Source organism: Tepidibacter mesophilus, from assembly GCF_002724055.1.
In the GTDB taxonomy this organism is placed as follows: Bacteria; Bacillota; Clostridia; order Peptostreptococcales; family Peptostreptococcaceae; genus Tepidibacter_A; species Tepidibacter_A mesophilus.
Window position 1 is genome coordinate 77,658 of sequence record NZ_BDQY01000004.1, and the last position, 19,495, is coordinate 97,152.

Consider the following 19,495-nt stretch of genomic DNA (forward strand, 5'->3'; position numbering starts at 1 on the left):
TTCTTCTTTATTTAACATAAACTATATTATCATTTCAGGTTTAATATGTCAACATTTTTTTTGATTTTTTTATTGTATACTATGAATGATAAATATCAATAATATATTATGAAAGATAATTTTCTCTACATTATAAATATTAAAATGAATTATCTTAAAGTTCTATAATTAAATTCTTCTTATTAGTAATGGTAAAAATAACAAATAATAATCTTACACTTTTAGGAGAAACTAAAAATAACTACAAAATAACCTAACATTTAGAGGTGTTGCATTATGAGCATGATTAAAGAAATATTTAAAAAATTTAACATGCCGGTATTCGCTTTTAATCACAGCAAAATGGAAAAAGATACTGGCAAAGATGATGGAAGTTTTTCAAAACCAAAAACTACGTTTAAAGATGTCGCTGGTCTTGAGGAAGTAAAAGAAGAGCTATTTGAATTAGTAGATTTTATAAAAAACCCAGAAAAATATAAGCAAATGGGTGCTACTATTCCAAAAGGTGTTTTATTCAACGGACCTCCAGGAACAGGTAAAACATTACTCGCAGCCTCTGTTGCTGGTGAAACTAATTCAGCTTTTTTTAATACAACAGGCTCAGAATTCGTAGAAAAATATGTAGGTGTTGGTGCAAAAAGAGTAAGAACTCTTTTTGAAAAAGCTAGAAAAGAATCTCCAAGCATCATATTTATAGATGAAATAGATGCGATAGGAGCAAAAAGACATCTAGAAAGTAATAACGAAAAAGATCAAACTTTAAATCAACTTCTAGTTGAAATGGATGGATTTAACAAAGACTCAAATGTGATAATCATAGGTGCAACAAACAGGTTAGATCTATTAGATGAAGCTTTACTAAGACCAGGAAGATTTGACAGACATATATATATAGGAAACCCAAATTGCCATACACGACATCAAATTCTAAAAGTTCATACAAAAAATAAACCATTAGATGAATCAGTAAATCTTGAAGAACTCGCAAAAAAAACGCATGGCCTTAGTGGGGCTCATTTATCCAATATAGCAAATGAAGCTGCTATAATGGCTGTAAGAGAAAATAAATCCACTATAAATAAGCAACATTTTGATAATGCAATCGAAAGAATTCTTGCTGGACTGGAAAGTAAGAATAGTAAATTAGTAGAAAGAGAAAAGAAAATAGTATCTTATCATGAAGCTGGACATGCTCTTATAAGCAACCTAATTGGGAAAAATCCTATTCAAAAGGTATCTATTGTTCCTAGAGGTCAAGCTTTAGGTTATGTACTTCAACTTCCAGATGAAGATAGGTTCATACACACAAAAGAGGAACTTCTAAACAAAATTAAAATTCTCCTTGCAGGAAAAGCTTCTGAACAATTGATATTTAATCACACATCAACAGGGGCTAAAGATGATTTGAAGAAGGTAAGTTCTATTACAGATCAAATGATTTGTGAGTATGGAATGAGTTCATTAGGTTCTATTACAATAGAAGGAAATTACAAAAATTTAATGATAAATAAAATTCAAAATGAATCGAATTCTATAATTAAAGAATGTTATGATCAAACACTTGACATATTAAAAAAACATTTAGATGAACTTCACCTAGTATCTAACCACCTTTACGAAAATGAGACTTTAACGCATGACGAACTAAAAGATATTATAAAAAGAGTCTATACATAATGTATAGACTCTTTTTATAATTAATGGGAAATTATATCTTAATATATTCCTACAGAATCAAATGCATCTGATACAGATCTTGATTCACTACTTTCATCTCCATATAAGTCTTTTGCTGATTGCACCAATGCAAGTTTTGCATCATGGAAATTAGATGTTTTTACTAAATAGTTAGTAAGTGCATGATAATATATTTGTCCAGTCTTATCATGTCCTATACTTTGCATAACATTATATGCTGCCTTATTAGGTATACCTGAGTTAGTATGAACTCCACCATGATCTTGAGTAGTATTTAAGTAGTCATTCATATGCGCCGGTTGTGGTCTATAAGCTTTATCCCCTCCTGGATCAGCCATATCTCTTAATGCATCATTAGGATTATTAGGTGTCCATATATCTTCGCCTAATAAATAATCTGCTTTTTCTGGCTGATATTCAAATTCTATTAAAGCTCCAAATACATCTGAGAATGATTCATTTAAAGCACCTGATTGATCCTTATATTCTAGATTAGCTGTACGTTCTGTAACACCATGAGTTATTTCATGTCCTACTACATCTAAAGATCCTGATAACGCTGCTGCCTGCACTCCATCTCCATCTCCGTAAATCATTTGAGTTCCAACCCAAGCTGCATTAGAGTATTTTTTACCATAATGAACTGAAGATATTATATCCATTCCATTGTTATCTATACTGTTTCTATTAAAATTATCTTTATAATAGTGATACACGTCACTTGCATATTTATGTGCATCTACAGCTGCCTTTTGATTTTCTGCATCAAATTTGTTATCTCTATCTATCATTAAATCACCTGGTAAATATCGTGATGCCCAGTAATCTCCCCATTGAGTAGGAACTTTCGTTGCATCATAAGTTACTATATTTGTGCCTGAACTCACAGCATCTTTCATTTCATAATTACCTTGACTATAGTTAAGATTTATGTCTTTTACATCTCCTAGTACTCCTATACCCGTTCCTTTTACAGCAGCTGTAGCTAATCTGTTATTTTTTTCTACAACTTCTCCAGTTGCTTTATTAACAAAAACTTTCCAATCTGCAAGTTCTGGTTCTGCAACTATTAATCTAACCTCATAAACAGGAATATATCTTCCGTCTAAATCATATAGATACTCGCTAACTTCTGCTTCATTTATTAATTTTTTTGCCTCAACTTCTGCTTTAGCAGCCTCTATAGCCATGGATTTATCTATTCCTAAAGATCTTTTAGTTCTTCTTGGAACCTTATTATATATCTCATTATCTATCTTTCCATTAATAGCATATATAGAGCCTTCTTTATTAAAATGTACTATGTATTCTTTTCCATAAATAGGATTCCCTTTATATAACTGCTGTAATTTGATATGAGTATTTCCTAATTTATCAGTATTTTTATTTATCAACTCAAATTCATCTTTAGGATTATCTATTTTAAAAGTTTCTTTATTTTCTTCAAAGAACTCTACAACTCCATCAATATTTTTAGTTTTTTTACCAGAGTTTTTGACTTCAATAAATTCTAATCCACTTTTTTCTTTTAATTTAGCTTTTATTTGTATTTCTTCTTTAATTACTTCTTCTTGCTTTACTTCTTCTTCTTTAACTGTTTCCTCCTGTTTCACTTCTTCTTTAATTGCTTCTTCTTGCTTTACTTCTTCTTTAATTACTTCCTCTTGTTTCACTTCTTCTTTAATTGCTTCTTCTTGTTTCACTTCTTCTTTAATTACTTCCTCTTGTTTCACTTCTTCTTTAATTGCTTCTTCTTGTTTCACTTCTTCTTTTATAATTTTTACTTCTTCTTTAACCTCGTCAGCTAAATTTTCTTCTTCTGTAGATTGTATTTGGATATTTTCATTTACAACTATCTTATTAGGAGTCGTATACTGAGCACTAGCTACAGGCGTAAATAACATAGAGCCAGTCATCACTGTCGATAACGCAATTGAAGTTATTTTTCTTTTCATTAATAATACCTCCATTTCAAATTTTTAATAATTTTTTATGCAATAACCACAGTTAAACTCATAACCTCCTTATACTTTGTTTTTTTTATATACTACATCAGTAATTCCTTTTTTACAAATTCCAATATAAGCTCATAGGGTTCTTTTCCAGTCATAAAAAGTGTACATGCATATCATAAAAATATATTTTTATGCAATTTTCTTAATATTTGTTTTTTTTAATCTATTTACTAACCACATTTATATTTCAAATAAAAATTTCGCTTTTTATGCTAACGCATAGCTTATATATACAACATGTCTACTGGCTCCGTTACTCAAAATGGTTGCGACTTTAACTTACTTAATGCTATAAATTATATACTTGTAGAATGAAAAAGAGCTATCTCGCTCTAGAAATTACTTTCTATTTTGAGATAGCTTATTTATATAACCTTTTTTTTATGTAAATATAATTCATTTAAAAACTTTATTTCATTTTTTTTGCTTAATAATGATTTTAATTCACATTCTTTAAAAGAAACTTCAAATGATGTTTTGTTATATGGTAATATTTTATTCACTTTGTCTATATTTACTATAAATGATTTGTGTGATCTAAAAAAATTAGAAGACAATCTTTTTTCAATATCATAAAAAGATTCATAAAAATCTTCTTGTATTTCAGAAGTATATATCCTTGTTAATCTTCCATTTTTTTCAAACATATATATATCGTTTAAATTAACAATATATCTATCTCTGTCCTTTTTAAATATAAATTTCTCTTCATTGTTATAACTTTCCCTAGCATTTTTCTTTAGATTTATTTCACTTACAGCCTTTTCCAAAGTCGCTGTAAGTCTTTTTTCATTAAATGGCTTAAGTATATAATCGAAAGAATAAACATCAAATGCATCAAGTGCATATTCTCTAAATCCTGTAACAAATATTATATATACATCCGGATTTATCTTAAATATATCTTTGGCTGCTTCTATTCCATTTTTATATGGCATATCTATATCAATTATAAGAATATCAAATCCACTTTTTTTTATACCTTGAATAGCTTGCAATCCATTTTCAGCTGTTTTTATAAACTCTATATTTTTAAGTTTACTTGCAACTTTCACAATATGATTTCTTACTATTTTATCATCATCACATACAAGAACATTAATTCCCACATTAACATCTCCATTTCATTTTTAGAATATAAAACCTGTACATTTAAAATGTACAGGTTTTATATTATTTTTGTAATTTTTTTGGTGTTTTTGGTTGGTATAAAGCACGTGTGCTAGCTGCATTGCATGTGTTTTGAGCAACCTTATCTAAATATTTTTTTGTTGAAACCAACGCCATTCTCTTTAAATTTTTCATTTCAAAATCCCCCTTTTTATAATGTTATCAAATCTATTAACAACCCTATATGATATAGGATGTAATAATACCATTTGCATGAAAATCCCTATGAATCCAGCTAGAACAAAAGTATATTCTACCTTATAATATAAGCAAGCTAACATCGAGCATGTATATATTATAAATAAATATGACGTTATTTTTTTAAACTTTTTCTTTTCATTTGAATCACTTATAACTCTATTTGGTGTATCTTTAGGTACAAATCTAACAATAGAATAAATACTATATATTATTATAAAAGCGATAAATAACATTAACACACTATAATTAATATTATTTTCAAATATTTTAATAAACATAGATGATCCTATAAATAAAGTCATCGTTAGAATCATACATCCCTTATATGTATTAGCATGAACTCCTCCTGAAAATGTTCTAAATAAAGCAAATGTAGTAGCTATTATGAGTGCATACTTCAAAACCCCAAATAATACCCCTAAAATTATTAACATCATCACTTTAAAAAAACCACCTATAACTACAAATGATCCATATTCTATTACTTCCCTATCTTCTTCATCAAGATTTAATTGATTTTGAAAATAAAAAGATATTTTATTAGATATATTTCCAACCAAATTTCATCACTCCATTAATATTTAGGTATAACAATACTAAATTCAGTTATATTCTCATCACTTTCTACAAATATACTAGACTTATATTTTTCAAGAGTTTGTCTTACTATATAAAGACCAAAACCTCTATCCGTACCTTTCTTAGTACTAAATCCTTCTTCGAATATTCTATCTATAAATCCTATTTTCTTTCCATTATTCTTTATTTTAACTATATAACATAAATCATCTCCGTATACAGTTAATTCCACATATTTGTTGTTTTGTTCAATTTCATCAAGAGCATCAAATGCATTATCTATAACATTAGATACTATATTACAAATTTCAAAATTAGGAATTTTTAATTTCCCCATTCTAGCCTTTATGTTAGTTCTAAATTCTATCTGCTTATGCTTTGATTGCTCATCTTTAAGACTTATAACTGCATTCAAAAATATATTTCCTGTATCTATATATACAGCTTCGCTATTTATATAATCTGTTAAATTATCTATATAATTTTTGGCACTCTCAAATTTACTATCATCCAACAAAGATGATATAATCTGCATATGTCTTAAATAATCATGCCTTTGTTTTTTTAAAATATTTATATTTTTTTTCATATCTTCTAAACTTTTTTCTATTAGAATAGTTTCATACTGATTTTTTATATTTTTATCTACAAATCTAAATATCATCATTAATACTAAAAACAACATTAGAAATAAACAAGCTACTATTATTAAATTTATTTTTTCTTTTAGACTAAAAATATCATTTCCAAATATTTTCACATACATATCGAATACTACTATCATTATAAAATTCAATATCAGAAACATAGTAGATATAGCTTTATTATCTATAATATAATCCATATTTTCTTTTTTTATATAGAATTTATAAAATACTATATTCTTTTTATATATTATAAAAGCTATTATTCCCAATAAAATTAAAGATGGATAAAAAAATAATATACGTAAGGTTTCATTTTCTAATAAATTATTGTATTTCAAATTCAATATATATATATATATTAGATTTAAATATTGAATTAAAAATGAAATCATAGTAGAAAAAGTAACTCCTATAAAACAACTCTTAAAATCTATTTTAAAGAAAAAATGTATTAATAATATCAAAATAAGTGTTACTATCCATGAATGTATATCCACAGGTAATAACAAATAATTCATATAAATATAAAAAAATATACCTTCTATAACAGACATTAAAAATATTTTCTTAAAATCCACTTTATAGCCTATAGATGTTACTGCTATTAATAATATAAAAAATGCCTCTGGTATACTAGCTAAAATTATAGTCACCCAAGTTACATGTCCCATTTTACCACCATTTCAAATATATAGAATTTTATATAAATTATAACATAAAAATGGATATTTTTGTATTACATTGTAAATTATCAATTTTTATTACTTGTATTTCTATTTTTATTCAATCAAATCCATAAAAAAATACCGACTCATGTGAGCCGGTATTTTTTTATAAACTATATAGTTCTTTCTTTTTGTTCTTTCAATATACTTTCTATAAATTCATCAACAGATATAGATCCTACTTCTCCTTTATCTCTTGAACGAACAGATATTTCATTATTTTCTTGCTCCTTTTCTCCTACAATTAACATGTATGGCACTTTCTCAAGTTGCGCTTCTCTAATTTTGTATCCTATTTTTTCTGCTCTATTGTCTATCTCTATTCTAATTCCCTTATCAAATAAAATTTCTTTTACTTGATTTGCATAGTCCATATATTTATCAGATATAGGAAGTACCTTAACTTGAACAGGAGCTAACCATAATGGGAACTTACCTGCAAAGTGCTCTATTAATATTCCTATAAATCTTTCTATACTTCCAAATGCAACTCTGTGTATCATAACAGGTCTATGCTTTTCTCCATCTTTTCCTATATAATTCAAGTCAAATCTTTGAGGTAACTGCATATCTAGTTGTATAGTACCACATTGCCATGTTCTTCCTATACAATCTTGTAAATGGAAATCTATCTTAGGTCCGTAAAATGCTCCATCACCTTCATTTAATTTATAATCAAGTCCTAATTCTTCTAAAGCTTCTCTTAATCCATTTTCAGCTATTTCCCACTCTTCATTAGTTCCAATAGAATCCTCTGGTCTTGTAGATAATTCTACATGATATTTAAATCCAAAAGTCTTATATATACCATCTATTAGATTAGCAACACCCTTTATTTCATCTTTTATTTGCTCAGGTAACATAAATATATGTGCATCATCTTGAGTAAACGCTCTAACTCTCATAAGTCCATGTAGTGCTCCAGACAATTCATGTCTATGAACTCTTCCTAGTTCTCCAACACGCATTGGAAAATCTTTATATGAATGCATTTGAGTCTTATATGCAAGCATTCCTCCTGGGCAGTTCATAGGCTTTATAGCAAAATCTGATTCATCAATTTGAACTGTATACATATTCTCTTTATAGTGGTACCAGTGTCCTGAAGTCTCCCATAGTTCTCTGTTCAATATAATAGGAGTTTCTATTTCAACATATCCATCCTTTCTATGAATTTCTCTCCAGTATTCTAATAATTTATTTTTAAGTTCCATTCCTCTTGGTAAGAACAATGGGAATCCTGGTCCTTCATCCGGAATTACGAATAATCCTAATTCTTTACCTAATTTTCTATGATCTCTCTTTTTAGCTTCCTCAAGCATTGTTAAGTAAGCATCTAAATCTTTATTTTTTTCAAATGAAGTACCATATATTCTTTGAAGCATTTTATTCTTTTCATCTCCACGCCAGTAAGCACCGGCTACACTTAATAATTTTATAGATTTAACTTTTTTAGTAGTAGGAAGATGAGGTCCTCTACATAAGTCTACAAAATCTCCTTGCTTATAAAAAGATAATATTTCTCCTTCTGGAAGATCTTCTATTAATTCAATTTTATAATCTTCATTTTTTTCCTTCATCAATTTTATTGCTTCTTCTTTTGAAAGTTCAAAACCTTCTATAGCTAAGTCTTCTTTAACTATTTTCTTCATTTCAGCCTGTAGTTTTTCTAAATGCTCATTAGTTAATCTTTCTTCTAAATCTATATCATAATAGAATCCATTGTCTATAGCTGGTCCTATAGCAAGTTTTGCTTCAGGGTATAATCTTTTTATAGCTTGAGCTAGTATATGTGCGCTTGTATGTCTGAATACTTCTTTACCCTCAGCATCATCAAATTTTAATAAGTTAATTTCTGAATCTTCCTCTAATTTATAATTAACTCCAACAACGTCTCCATTTACTTCTCCTGCAACTATGCTTCTTGCAAGTCCTTCACTTATTGACTTTGCTATATCTAATATAGATATTCCTTTATCAAATTCTTTTACTGATCCATCTTTTAAAGTAATCTTTACTTTACCCATTATATTCACCCTCCTGTATTTATTAGTATTTTAATTTCTTTATAAATAAAAAAACTCGTCCCATAGAATATGGGACGAGTATAATCTCGCGGTTCCACCCAAGTTGGCAAAAGCCCTCTTGAAGATTATAAGGTAATCATCCTGAATTTTTCATCTAAAGACTAGTCAATTCAACTCTAAGGTAGTTTTCAATTATCCATATTTAGAAATGCTCTCAGCCGGTGACACTTCTTCTCTTTAAACTGGGTATAATTTACTTTTCCTTGTTCATCGCTTTATCATTAATTTGATTTTATATGATTATATATCTCATAAAATGAATTGTCAATATTTTTTTAAAAATTAATTACAATTATACCTTGTAGTATTCCTATAAAAAATCCTAATATAAGCCCAAGAACTTCTATATGCTTTAATTCTTTCTTTGCTATATTTATTATTATCTCTTCTAATTTTTCTAAATCAAACTCATTTATTTTATCTTCTACCATTTTTCCTATTTTTATTCTCTTTGCTGATTTATGAACTAAATATCCACTTAAATCTCCTATTACTTGTCCTATTTCTTCTTGAATTATTTTATCCAAATATTCTTTTATCATACCCTTAAACGATACAGGTATAAAAGGTGGAAGCTTTTGTTCTATAATCTCATCAACCTTAAGTTTTAAAGCTTTCATAAGATTATCCTTGTCTTCGTCTTTTATCATATTAGTTATTATATCTTCTACAGATATAAGTTCTTGTTCTACTACATCTCCTATAGATTTTGCTATTTCTTTTCTTCTTTTTGGTATAAGTCCCTCTATTTTTAAGTTTATAATAGGTATATTCACAGGTCTTATAGGTCTAAATATCAATTTTATAGCAAGTATATTAGTAACCCAACCTATAATCGCTCCTATAGCTCCTAAAAATAGTATCTTCATCATAATTGTCATTTGTTTCCTCCTTAGTAATAAAATACATTAGCTTCTTTACCCAGTTCTATTAATTTTTCTTTTATCTTTTCTACAATCTGAATTTTAGTTGCCAAATCCTCAGGAAAACCAAAATTTTCATAAGCTGAGTTAACACTTCTTCCAAGTAAAAAATCAATGTGAGTGCATTCATCAATCAATATTTTAAGTATTTTATATGCTGCATTCTGATCTTTATCATCTTTAAAAATATCATCTATATGATATTTATTCTTTTTATAATCAACAAGTACCTCGAGTACTTTTTTTAAGGTTAACACACCTTCAGTAACTAAATCAATATTTTTTATATACCCAACAGGTGGTATATCTCCTTTTATATTCTTCATATCCATCTCAAAATCAGTATTTAACTCTCTCGAGACTATTTTAGCTGCACTTCCTCCACAAACTATTTTTTTACCGTTACTTTTAATAAGCCTTTGAACTATTATTTTATCGTCCCCTACATTGATTGGTGGTCCTGTAAACAAGGTTACATGTTTATTCTCTATTATTTTTATCGAAAGTACAGTAGTATCATCGCCTGGTTTTTGAAGATATAGATCATCACATATTCCTATTATTTTTTTAATCAAACTCATAGAAGATATGTTAGATGGAGTCATTTTAATATATTCAGATACACTTTTCAAGTCCCATCCTAAATTTAAAACTTTTCCACTTCCAGCATTCAATACTCCATCACTAAAAGAAACTATTATATCATCTTTTTTTAAATTAAACTTAGACTCTCTGACTCTTCTACCTGATATTATAACCTCTTTACCTTCAATTATATCAACATTCCCATTTCTCTTTATAAGTACCTCTGGATTATCAAATCTAGCTATATAGCACTCTCCCACATTAGATATATATATTATAGTAAAAGTAGAGTATGCCAACTGTCTGACCTTACAAGTGGGCAAGGTATTTATTATTGTATCTACAACTTCTTCTATGCTCAACCCATTTTTCATCATAGTAACAGCTATTTTAGATGTCAGTGTAGCTAATATATTTGCTTTAACTCCAGATCCTAATCCGTCTGATAATACTGCTATACAGCCTTCATCAAATTTTTCTATTTCAACTTTATCTCCACATAACTCTTCTTTATCTTTATTTAAGCTTAGATATGCTATATCTAAAAAATATTGTTTAATCTTCTTCCTCTCCCTTCATAGCCAATTCCTTTAATTTAGTCAATATAACCTTAGTTTCTGCAGTCGTTTCTCCCATCAAAGAAGCTATTTCTTGGGCTACCCTCATCTGCTTATTTATTACATCTTGCGCTGTATTTATAGTATTCAACTTAACCTCTTTTATTGTTTTTCTCTGATTTTCTTCTTTTGTTATATCTATATATATACCCAGTAATGCTCTATGCTCATTTAAAGAAATTATACTAGCATTAACATCCTTATTATACTCTTCCCACTTTACTTTTTTAGATATAACATCATCCTTATTGTATAAAACATCTATAAAATTCTTAATATCTATATAGTCCCCTATATATTCTCCAATTAATTCATCTCTTGTTTTTTTTATAATACTAGCCATTGCACTATTTATATCTATTATTCTAAAATCATGACCTACTATTACTATGTAATTCGGTGTAGCTTCAAATATAACATTACTTACAGCTTCCACTCTATCCTTCATATAACCCATACACATATGTCTTTGAGCTAAGTTTCTATACACAGCTATAGCCTTATCTTTACAAGTATCATATCCACAAGCACCACAATTCAATTCATCTTTAACAGTCTTTTTCCCTATAGAAACTAATATTTCTCTTATTTCATATTCAGTTGGAGTATCAAATTTTATACCATAATACTTAAAGTCTTTTTCTAAATTCAAATTCTCAAATATACTTATTATTTTATTCAAGTACTCTTTATCTAAAGGTCTACTCTTAGTGTATTCTTTAACCTTGTTTTTTCTATAATGTATACCCCGATCATGTTTGAATCCCACTCCACCTACACATGATCCTATACATGCATTAAGTTCTATAAACATATTGTTAAGTTCATTATTTTCTATACTTTTAATCAAATTTTTAACATTATTCATTCCTGAAACTTTTATTTTAGTTATATCCCCCATGTTAAAATTCATACCTTCTTCCACAGGGAACAAAGATATATCACCTAAAGGCTTATTATCGAATTCATTTTCTTCTACATTTTTTATATCTATATCATTTATTAAGCTTATGCATTCTTGTATACTTATAACCTTATCTATTACTCCAACACTATCAGCATCCAATGATTCATATTTTTTAGATATGCACGGTCCTATAAAAACTACCTTTATATCTTCTCCATATATTCTTTTTAAATATTTTCCATGAGCTATCATAGGAGAGTCTACAGGTATTAAATATTTAATTACCGATTCATGATATTTAGTTATTAAATAATTTATAGTTGGACAACAAGATGATATATATAGTTTTTGCTTGTTATTTTTTATGTATTTTTCATATTTTTCAGTCACAATTTTTGCACCCACTATAGTTTCTTCCACTTTATAAAACCCTATTTTTTTAAGAGCTCCTACAAATTTTTTATAATTCATACTTTCTAAATCTGATACCGTAGATGGTGCTACAGTTGCTACGACTTTATATCCGAGTTTTATGTACTCTTTAACTTGACCTAAATCAGACATCATTTTTTTTGAGTCTTGAGGACATGCTTTAAAACATTTTCCACAGCCAATACATAATTCCTCTACAATATATGCCTTGTCGTTTTCTATTTTTATAGCTTTAACAGGACATTCTCTTATACACTTATAGCAATTCCTACAGTTCACATTTGAAAAATTTAATATATCATTCATTAGATCATCTCCAAAACTTTTTTATCAATACAATTCATGTTAATATTATCGTAGTTTCTTACTTATAAACTCTAAGATTAGTTTATATTCATAAGCGTATAATGTCAATTAAACACAAAAAAAATAGAGCATTAAGCTCTATATCCAATTGTAACTCTTCCTTCAAATATAGCATTTATAGTTTCTATAATTTCTTTTGATACATTATTTTCTAAATTATCTTGAATATATATTTGCTTGGGGCATAGTGTTATTAATGAACTTATTAAAAAGTCTTCTTCATTCATGTTTTCTTTTAACGCTATATTAAATATATCTTCTATATAGTTTTCCTCTAAGTTTTTATCATGCTTATCATATAATTTAAATGTCCCATCTTTTTCTATATACAACTTCAAAACATCTATTTTCTCTTCTTGTACATCAACAAAATATTTCAATAAATTTATAAATTCATTATAATCTTTTTCAATTAAATATTCTTCAAATCCTCTATCTTTTAGTTCTATTATATAATCCATAAAATCTCTCAATCTGAACTTTATAAATCCATTTATATTTAAATAATCATTATCCGAAAGATAAGTGTACATCCTATTGAATAAAATCTGTTTTATCTCTTTTTCTCTATTATTAAACAAGTTTAAAGAGCATTTATATATATTATCAATTTCCGATAGATATGTATTTCTATAACTTGTATTTACAACTTCTTTCAAAATTTTATTTTTAACTGTATTTATAATAAAGTTGGTTAATTGCGAGCATATCAATAATTTTGTTTGTTGTTTATCTTCAGAAACAGGTATATCTATTTCAATTATCCCATTTAGTTGATTTACATTCTTATTTAATTTGATCATATTTGCCAATTCTTTATAATCATTACTTATTCCTAAATATATGTGTTCCATAAAAGTCACTCCTTTCTAGTCATAACAGGAATTATAGAACCTAGATCTATAAGTTTATTCATTCCCAAAGATATTATGCTTTTACCTCGTTTATTCACAAATTCGTTTATTTTATTGTAATCTGGATGTTTTTTTATATCGCCTAAAAACGCTAATTCATCGCAAGATAAAATACCACTAACACCTCCAATAAAACCATAATTCATATCAAACAAATCTATGCTTCCTGTTTCTATTAATAAGCAATCTATTTCATTATATTTTAAAACCGCTTTATATATACCTGCGTCAGATGTTATTATGGAATTTTCATCTACAATACATACACAGCATTTACAATATCCTTGTTTAACATTTATTTTTTTTATATTGTTGTTATTTATATATTCAATTATATTTTCATCTGTGTATTGAAAATTATGTATTGCATATTCTCCAAATAAGACTACATTATAACTTATATTATAAGGATATTTGTTTTTAATATACTTGTTTCCTTTAATTATATTAAATCCATATCCACTCAATATTTTTTCATATTGTTCATATAAGTTTGGAGCTACTACTATATCGCCTTTACCTAAATAACATACTTGCATATCTGCATGATACCTAACTGCCTCATACAATTCTTCACATCTGCATGTCTTTATTATTTCTATATTTCTATTTTTTAATTCATATTCTATATTTTTAGGTATTCTAGCATCTATTATTATATGACTTACTTTTTCTTTTGGTGTAAATGGTTTATCTAAAAATTTCATAATTCACCCCTTCATATTCTTTTCAATATAAAAAAAGGCGATAAAATCGCCTTTTTTTATATTTTATTACCTTTATATATTATTATCTTTCACCTTTTTCATATGGTTGTCCATTAGCTGCTGGCCCATTTCCTTGTCCAACGAATAATATTAATACGATTAAAGTTATTAGGTACGGTACCATAGATAATAAGTTTTCTGATACATTAAATCCTACACTTGGATTTCCCAAGAATACAACAAGTCCTGTAGATGCACCGAATAATAACGATGCAAGCATAGCTCCTTGTGGCTTCCACTTACCAAATATAACAGCTGCAAGAGCTATATAACCTTGACCTGAGATCAATGTAGGTCTAAATGTTGAAACTATAGCTAAACTCATTGATGCTCCACCAAATCCAGCAAGAACACCAGACAGTATTACACTTAAATATTTTATTTTATATACATTGATTCCTAATGTATCGGCAGCTTTTGGATGCTCTCCAACAGCTCTTATTCTAAGACCAAGCTTAGTTTTGTAAAGTATAAACCAAGTAAGTAAAACTAAAGCAAAAGCTATATATACAGTAGCATATGTGTTAAATACTATGTCCATAAAACTTTCCTTAGGAAATATCCCATTCAAAGGTCTTGGCATTTTCTGTGTTAACTTCATAGGCGGAGTCATAGTTGATCCATCGAATAATCTCCTACATAAAAACAGCGCAAAACCGGGCGCTAAAAAGTTTATTGCTATACCTGAAACTACATGATCTGCATTAAACTTTATTGTAGCTATTGCATGTAAAAGCGCAAATATACCACCTGCTATACCTGCTACTAAAAATGCAATCCATGGATTCCCTGTCATTACAGCAGCAGCTGCTCCTGCAAAGGCTCCTATAGTCATCATTCCTTCAAGTCCTATATTTACAACCCCAGCATTTTCAGAAAAAAGTCCTCCTAAAGAAGTAAATATAAGTGGAGTTGAATACATAAGGGTTGTACTAAGTATCATGGCTAAATTTTTACTAAACATTTGCTTTTCCTCCCCTCATCTTATCTATTATTATTTTTACCATTCTACTTGCTGCAATAAAGTAAATTATAGATCCTATAACTATATTTATGACCTCAGTTGGTGCTCCAATATTTTGCATCTTACCTCCACCATATTTAAGGGCTCCAAATAAAACTCCTCCAAATACTGCTCCTATAGGAGTATTATTTCCTATTAGTGCAACTGCGATTCCGTCAAACCCGTATCCTTCTTGTGCTGCAAGTATAGTTATCTTATGAGATACTCCCATAACATGCATAGCTCCTGCTGCACCTGCTAAAAGTCCTGCTATAGCCATTGATATTATCATAGATCTGTTTATATTTATTCCCGCATACTCAGCTGCATACTTGTTAAATCCAACCGCTCTTAATTCAAATCCTAATACAGTTTTATATAATAAATATGCTATTATAGCTACTAATATTAAAGCAACTATTATTCCCCAGTTAACCTTTGTTGCCGGTCCAACTAAAGATTTAAGCCATGTTATATCTATAGCTGCAGTATCTTGTATATCAAAAGATGCCTCTGTATTTGGCTTTCTAAATCCTTCTAGCATTATAACATAGTTCGAAAAATAAAATGCTATCCAATTGAGCATTATAGTAGATATAACCTCATTAACTCCAAATTTAGACTTTAATATTCCTGCAATTCCTCCCCATATAGCTCCCGCTAAGCATCCACTTAAAAGTGTTAATGGTACATGAATAATTGCTGGTAAATGTACAAAATATCCTACAAAAGTTGCAGTTAATGCTCCAACTATAAACTGTCCTTCAGCCCCTATATTGAATAATCCTGTTCTAAATGCAAATGCAACAGATAATCCCGTAAGAATTAAAGGTGTTGACTTTATTACCGTCCAAGCTAAATACTTAGGCTTTGCAAATATACCTTTAATCATCTCGGCATATCCTTGTATAGGACTGAATCCAGATACACTAAGAACAATAGCTCCAACTAACAATCCTAGAAATATAGATATTATAGTATATAAAAGTGTATCATTAATTATTTTTTTATTTTTCATCTTCAGTACCTCCTGCCATCATAAGACCCAGAGTATTCTCATCAGCATCTTTAGAGTCTACGATACCAACTATCTTTCCTTCGTAAATTACAGCTATTCTATCGGATACACTCATAACCTCATCTAATTCTAAAGATACTAAAAGTACTCCTTTTCCTTTATCTCTTTGTTCTACTAACGATTTATGAACAAATTCTATCGCTCCAACATCAAGTCCTCTTGTAGGTTGAGTTGCTATTAATAAATCCGGATCATTAGTTACTTCTCTAGCGATAATTATCTTTTGTTGGTTACCTCCAGATAATCCTCTTGCTTTTAATGTTTCATCTGCTGGTCTTACATCGAATTTAGCTATTAAATCTTTAGCAAAACTTTTTATATTATCTTCTAATAATCTAAATCCTTTAGAAAACTGAGGTTTTGCATAATTTTCAAGAACCATATTCTCTGCAATCGTAAAATCAAGAACTAAACCTCTTTTTTGTCTATCCTCAGGTATATTGTAAAGCCCATTTTCAAACATTTCTCTTGGAGTCTTATTAGTTATATCTTTATTGTTTATGAAAACGATTCCACTTTCAGCCTTTCTAAGTCCTGTAAGCACTTCAACAAGCTCAGATTGCCCATTTCCATCAATTCCAGCTATTCCTAATATTTCTCCTCTTCTAACTTCTAAAGACAGTTTATTTAAAACATCCAACCCTCTATTGTCTTTTGCTACTAAATCTTCAACTTTAAAAACTACGTCCCCTAGGTTCTGTTCTTTTTTATCAACTTTAAAATTTACCTCTCTTCCAACCATCATAGCTGCAAGATCATCTTCAGTCGTTTTTTCAACATCAACAGTATCTATATACTTACCTCTTCTTATTATAGTACAAAAATCTGCCGCTTCTTTTATCTCTTTTAATTTATGGGTTATTATAATTATAGATTTTCCTTGTTCAGTTAAATTTCTCATAATATTTATTAATTCTTTTATTTCTTGAGGAGTTAAAACTGCCGTAGGTTCATCTAATATAAGAATTTCTGCTCCTCTATATAATGCCTTTAATATCTCCACCCTTTGCTGCATACCCACGGTAATATCTTCTACCTTAGACATTGGGTCAACATAAAGACCATATTTTTCAGATATTTTTTTCACATCATTAATTGCTTTTTGCATATCAATTTTTCCTAACGAACTAGTCGGTTCCATTCCTAGGATAATGTTTTCCGCAACTGTAAATGGTGGTATTAACATAAAATGTTGATGTACCATTCCTATTCCATTTTCTATTGCTATATTTGGATTATCTATCTCTACCTTTTTTTCATTTATATATATTTCTCCTGAAGTCGGTTGATACAGACCATATAATATATTCATAAGTGTAGATTTACCTGCTCCATTTTCTCCAAGAAGCGCATGTACTTCTCCTTTATGGACAGTTAAGTTTATATTGTCATTAGCTGTAAAGCTTCCAAATTTTTTAGTTATAGATTTCATCTGTACAACTTTTTTATCAAAATCTACATTTTTCTTTGTATTATCCAACTTTCATCCCTCCTTATATCATTTTTTGCTTTCGACATTATAATTATACTAAATTTATTTGAATATAACAATAAATTTCGATTATTTTTAAAATTTATTTTTAAATAAAGATTTTCTTATTATTTTATAATAAGAAAATCTTTATTTAAAAATTTTTAAAGTAAACTTCCTTAATTTCCTATTTACTCAAATAAAAATTAAAACCCAGAATTATATCTGGGCTTTAATATTTATTAATATTTTTATTTCATAGCATCAAATTCTTCTTTATTTGAAGGAACTACTATTTCTCCATCGATTATCTTTTTCTTTTCTTCATTAACGTATGTTAATATCTCTGCTGGAACATGCTTATCAGTAGTTGGCGCTATATCAACTCCACCTTCTGCTAAACCATAAGTTACAGTTGTTCCACCTTCGAAAGTTCCATCTGTTAGCTTTTTACTTACATCGTATAATGCATTGTCAACTCTCTTCATTGCTGAAGTTATAACATTATCAGGAGCTAGAGAATTTTGGTCTCTATCAACACCAATTGCGTATTTTCCTTCTTCTTTAGCTGCTTCTATCATACCAGTTCCTGTATCTCCAGCTGCATGGTATAATATATCAGCTCCATTTGAGTACATTTGCTTAGCTATAGCTTTACCTTTTGCTGGATCACTGAATGAGTTCGCATATTGAACAAATACTTCTGCATCTGGATTAGCTTCTTTAACTCCAGCTCTAAATCCATATTCAAATTTTTGGATAACTGGAACTTCGATTCCACCTATATATCCTACTTTGTTAGTCTTAGTCATTTTTCCTGCTATTAAACCAACTAAATAAGAGCATTGCTCTTCTTTAAAAGTAACTCCGATTACATTCTCAGGAGTTTCATCTCCATAAGAATTGTCTATTATAGCAAATTTTTGATCTGGGTAATTTTCAGCAGCACCCTTAATAGCATCTGCCATTTTGAATCCGATTCCCCAAATTAAATCGTTTTCCTGATCTATCAAGTTTTCTATATTCGGTACATAATCTGCATCTTGCTTTGATTCTTGGTAAGTAGTTTTTATTCCAAAATCAGCTTCAGCTTTTTGAAGCCCTTCCCATGCAGATTGGTTAAACGATTGATCATTAACTCCACCTGTATCTGTTACCATACCTATTTTAACTTCTTTTGTACCTTCAGTTCCTCCAGCATTTTCTTCTGCAGGCTTAGAACAACCAACTACCATAGTTCCAAGTAATGTTGCAGTTAATGCAAGAGAAATTAATTTTTTTTTCATTGCCATAAAAAGAAACCTCCTCAT

Annotated in this window: 16 protein-coding genes and 2 other annotated features (1 of these 18 running past the window's edge); of the genes, 1 reads left to right on the forward strand and 15 read right to left on the reverse strand. The window is 28.6% G+C overall.

What is annotated here, in order from left to right:
- Window positions 1–14, reverse strand: a sequence feature (ribosomal protein L20 leader region) (it extends 112 nt beyond the left edge of the window).
- Between the two features lie 268 nt (window positions 15–282).
- Complete coding sequence (locus Tmeso_RS04450) at window positions 283–1,677, forward strand: ATP-dependent metallopeptidase FtsH/Yme1/Tma family protein (protein WP_408646049.1); 1,395 nt, start codon at window positions 283–285, stop codon at window positions 1,675–1,677.
- A gap of 38 nt (window positions 1,678–1,715) precedes the next feature.
- Here Tmeso_RS04450 and Tmeso_RS04455 read toward each other — a convergent pair whose 3' ends face one another.
- The 15 genes from Tmeso_RS04455 to Tmeso_RS04525 all read right to left on the reverse strand — a co-directional run bounded on the left by Tmeso_RS04455 (window position 1,716) and on the right by Tmeso_RS04525 (window position 19,471).
- Window positions 1,716–3,653: a M4 family metallopeptidase gene (locus tag Tmeso_RS04455; protein WP_099188698.1), complete on the reverse strand. Its 1,938-nt coding sequence runs from the start codon at window positions 3,651–3,653 to the stop codon at window positions 1,716–1,718.
- Between the two features lie 425 nt (window positions 3,654–4,078).
- Window positions 4,079–4,822 carry a LytR/AlgR family response regulator transcription factor gene (locus Tmeso_RS04460; RefSeq protein ID WP_099188700.1) on the reverse strand — a complete coding sequence of 248 codons (744 nt, stop codon included), beginning with the start codon at window positions 4,820–4,822 and terminating at the stop codon, window positions 4,079–4,081.
- Between the two features lie 64 nt (window positions 4,823–4,886).
- Window positions 4,887–5,018, reverse strand: a complete 132-nt coding sequence (locus tag Tmeso_RS04465) for an AgrD family cyclic lactone autoinducer peptide (RefSeq protein WP_099188702.1) — start codon at window positions 5,016–5,018, stop codon at window positions 4,887–4,889.
- On the reverse strand, window positions 5,015–5,644 hold the full coding sequence (locus tag Tmeso_RS04470; RefSeq protein WP_099188705.1) for an accessory gene regulator ArgB-like protein: 630 nt from the start codon (window positions 5,642–5,644) through the stop codon (window positions 5,015–5,017). Before Tmeso_RS04470 ends, Tmeso_RS04465 begins: the two co-directional genes overlap by 4 nt.
- A 14-nt stretch (window positions 5,645–5,658) precedes the next feature.
- Window positions 5,659–6,981: a sensor histidine kinase gene (locus Tmeso_RS04475; RefSeq protein WP_099188707.1), complete on the reverse strand. Its 1,323-nt coding sequence runs from the start codon at window positions 6,979–6,981 to the stop codon at window positions 5,659–5,661.
- A 167-nt stretch (window positions 6,982–7,148) separates the two neighbouring features.
- Window positions 7,149–9,062: a threonine--tRNA ligase gene (gene thrS / locus Tmeso_RS04480; protein WP_099188709.1), complete on the reverse strand. Its 1,914-nt coding sequence runs from the start codon at window positions 9,060–9,062 to the stop codon at window positions 7,149–7,151.
- Window positions 9,063–9,129: 67 nt separating this feature from the next.
- Window positions 9,130–9,342, reverse strand: a binding site (T-box leader).
- A gap of 55 nt (window positions 9,343–9,397) precedes the next feature.
- Window positions 9,398–10,003, reverse strand: a complete 606-nt coding sequence (locus tag Tmeso_RS04485) for a DUF445 domain-containing protein (RefSeq protein ID WP_099188711.1) — start codon at window positions 10,001–10,003, stop codon at window positions 9,398–9,400.
- An 11-nt stretch (window positions 10,004–10,014) separates the two neighbouring features.
- Entirely contained in the window at window positions 10,015–11,190 is a 1,176-nt protein-coding gene (locus Tmeso_RS04490; protein WP_099188713.1) for a SpoIIE family protein phosphatase, read from the reverse strand.
- Entirely contained in the window at window positions 11,186–12,892 is a 1,707-nt protein-coding gene (locus tag Tmeso_RS04495) for a [Fe-Fe] hydrogenase large subunit C-terminal domain-containing protein (protein ID WP_099188715.1), read from the reverse strand. Before Tmeso_RS04495 ends, Tmeso_RS04490 begins: the two co-directional genes overlap by 5 nt.
- A 131-nt stretch (window positions 12,893–13,023) precedes the next feature.
- Window positions 13,024–13,806 (reverse strand): putative sporulation protein YtxC, encoded by a 783-nt coding sequence (ytxC, locus tag Tmeso_RS04500; protein ID WP_099188717.1) that lies wholly within the window; start codon window positions 13,804–13,806, stop codon window positions 13,024–13,026.
- A gap of 5 nt (window positions 13,807–13,811) precedes the next feature.
- Complete coding sequence (locus Tmeso_RS04505) at window positions 13,812–14,573, reverse strand: DUF6873 family GME fold protein (protein ID WP_099188719.1); 762 nt, start codon at window positions 14,571–14,573, stop codon at window positions 13,812–13,814.
- An 82-nt stretch (window positions 14,574–14,655) separates the two neighbouring features.
- Window positions 14,656–15,597, reverse strand: coding sequence for an ABC transporter permease (locus tag Tmeso_RS04510; protein ID WP_099188721.1), 942 nt, complete (start codon window positions 15,595–15,597; stop codon window positions 14,656–14,658).
- Window positions 15,590–16,654 (reverse strand): ABC transporter permease, encoded by a 1,065-nt coding sequence (locus tag Tmeso_RS04515; protein ID WP_099188723.1) that lies wholly within the window; start codon window positions 16,652–16,654, stop codon window positions 15,590–15,592. Before Tmeso_RS04515 ends, Tmeso_RS04510 begins: the two co-directional genes overlap by 8 nt.
- Window positions 16,644–18,146 carry an ABC transporter ATP-binding protein gene (locus tag Tmeso_RS04520; protein WP_099188859.1) on the reverse strand — a complete coding sequence of 501 codons (1,503 nt, stop codon included), beginning with the start codon at window positions 18,144–18,146 and terminating at the stop codon, window positions 16,644–16,646. Before Tmeso_RS04520 ends, Tmeso_RS04515 begins: the two co-directional genes overlap by 11 nt.
- Window positions 18,147–18,436: 290 nt before the next feature.
- Complete coding sequence (locus Tmeso_RS04525) at window positions 18,437–19,471, reverse strand: BMP family ABC transporter substrate-binding protein (protein WP_187296230.1); 1,035 nt, start codon at window positions 19,469–19,471, stop codon at window positions 18,437–18,439.
- Window positions 19,472–19,495: the final 24 nt, after the last annotated feature.

Bases quoted from the DNA above. Each gene is read 5' to 3' on its own strand.
- Tmeso_RS04450 (WP_408646049.1), top strand. From the start codon at position 283: ATGATTAAAGAAATATTTAAAAAATTTAACATGCCGGTATTCGCTTTT.
- Tmeso_RS04455 (WP_099188698.1), bottom strand. From the start codon at position 3,653: ATGAAAAGAAAAATAACTTCAATTGCGTTATCGACAGTGATGACTGGC.
- Tmeso_RS04465 (WP_099188702.1), bottom strand. From the start codon at position 5,018: ATGAAAAATTTAAAGAGAATGGCGTTGGTTTCAACAAAAAAATATTTA.
- Tmeso_RS04475 (WP_099188707.1), bottom strand. From the start codon at position 6,981: ATGGGACATGTAACTTGGGTGACTATAATTTTAGCTAGTATACCAGAG.
- thrS (WP_099188709.1), bottom strand. From the start codon at position 9,062: ATGGGTAAAGTAAAGATTACTTTAAAAGATGGATCAGTAAAAGAATTT.
- Tmeso_RS04485 (WP_099188711.1), bottom strand. From the start codon at position 10,003: ATGACAATTATGATGAAGATACTATTTTTAGGAGCTATAGGAGCGATT.
- Tmeso_RS04495 (WP_099188715.1), bottom strand. From the start codon at position 12,892: ATGAATGATATATTAAATTTTTCAAATGTGAACTGTAGGAATTGCTAT.
- ytxC (WP_099188717.1), bottom strand. From the start codon at position 13,806: ATGGAACACATATATTTAGGAATAAGTAATGATTATAAAGAATTGGCA.
- Tmeso_RS04505 (WP_099188719.1), bottom strand. From the start codon at position 14,573: ATGAAATTTTTAGATAAACCATTTACACCAAAAGAAAAAGTAAGTCAT.
- Tmeso_RS04510 (WP_099188721.1), bottom strand. From the start codon at position 15,597: ATGTTTAGTAAAAATTTAGCCATGATACTTAGTACAACCCTTATGTAT.
- Tmeso_RS04515 (WP_099188723.1), bottom strand. From the start codon at position 16,654: ATGAAAAATAAAAAAATAATTAATGATACACTTTTATATACTATAATA.
- Tmeso_RS04520 (WP_099188859.1), bottom strand. From the start codon at position 18,146: ATGAAATCTATAACTAAAAAATTTGGAAGCTTTACAGCTAATGACAAT.
- Tmeso_RS04525 (WP_187296230.1), bottom strand. From the start codon at position 19,471: ATGAAAAAAAAATTAATTTCTCTTGCATTAACTGCAACATTACTTGGA.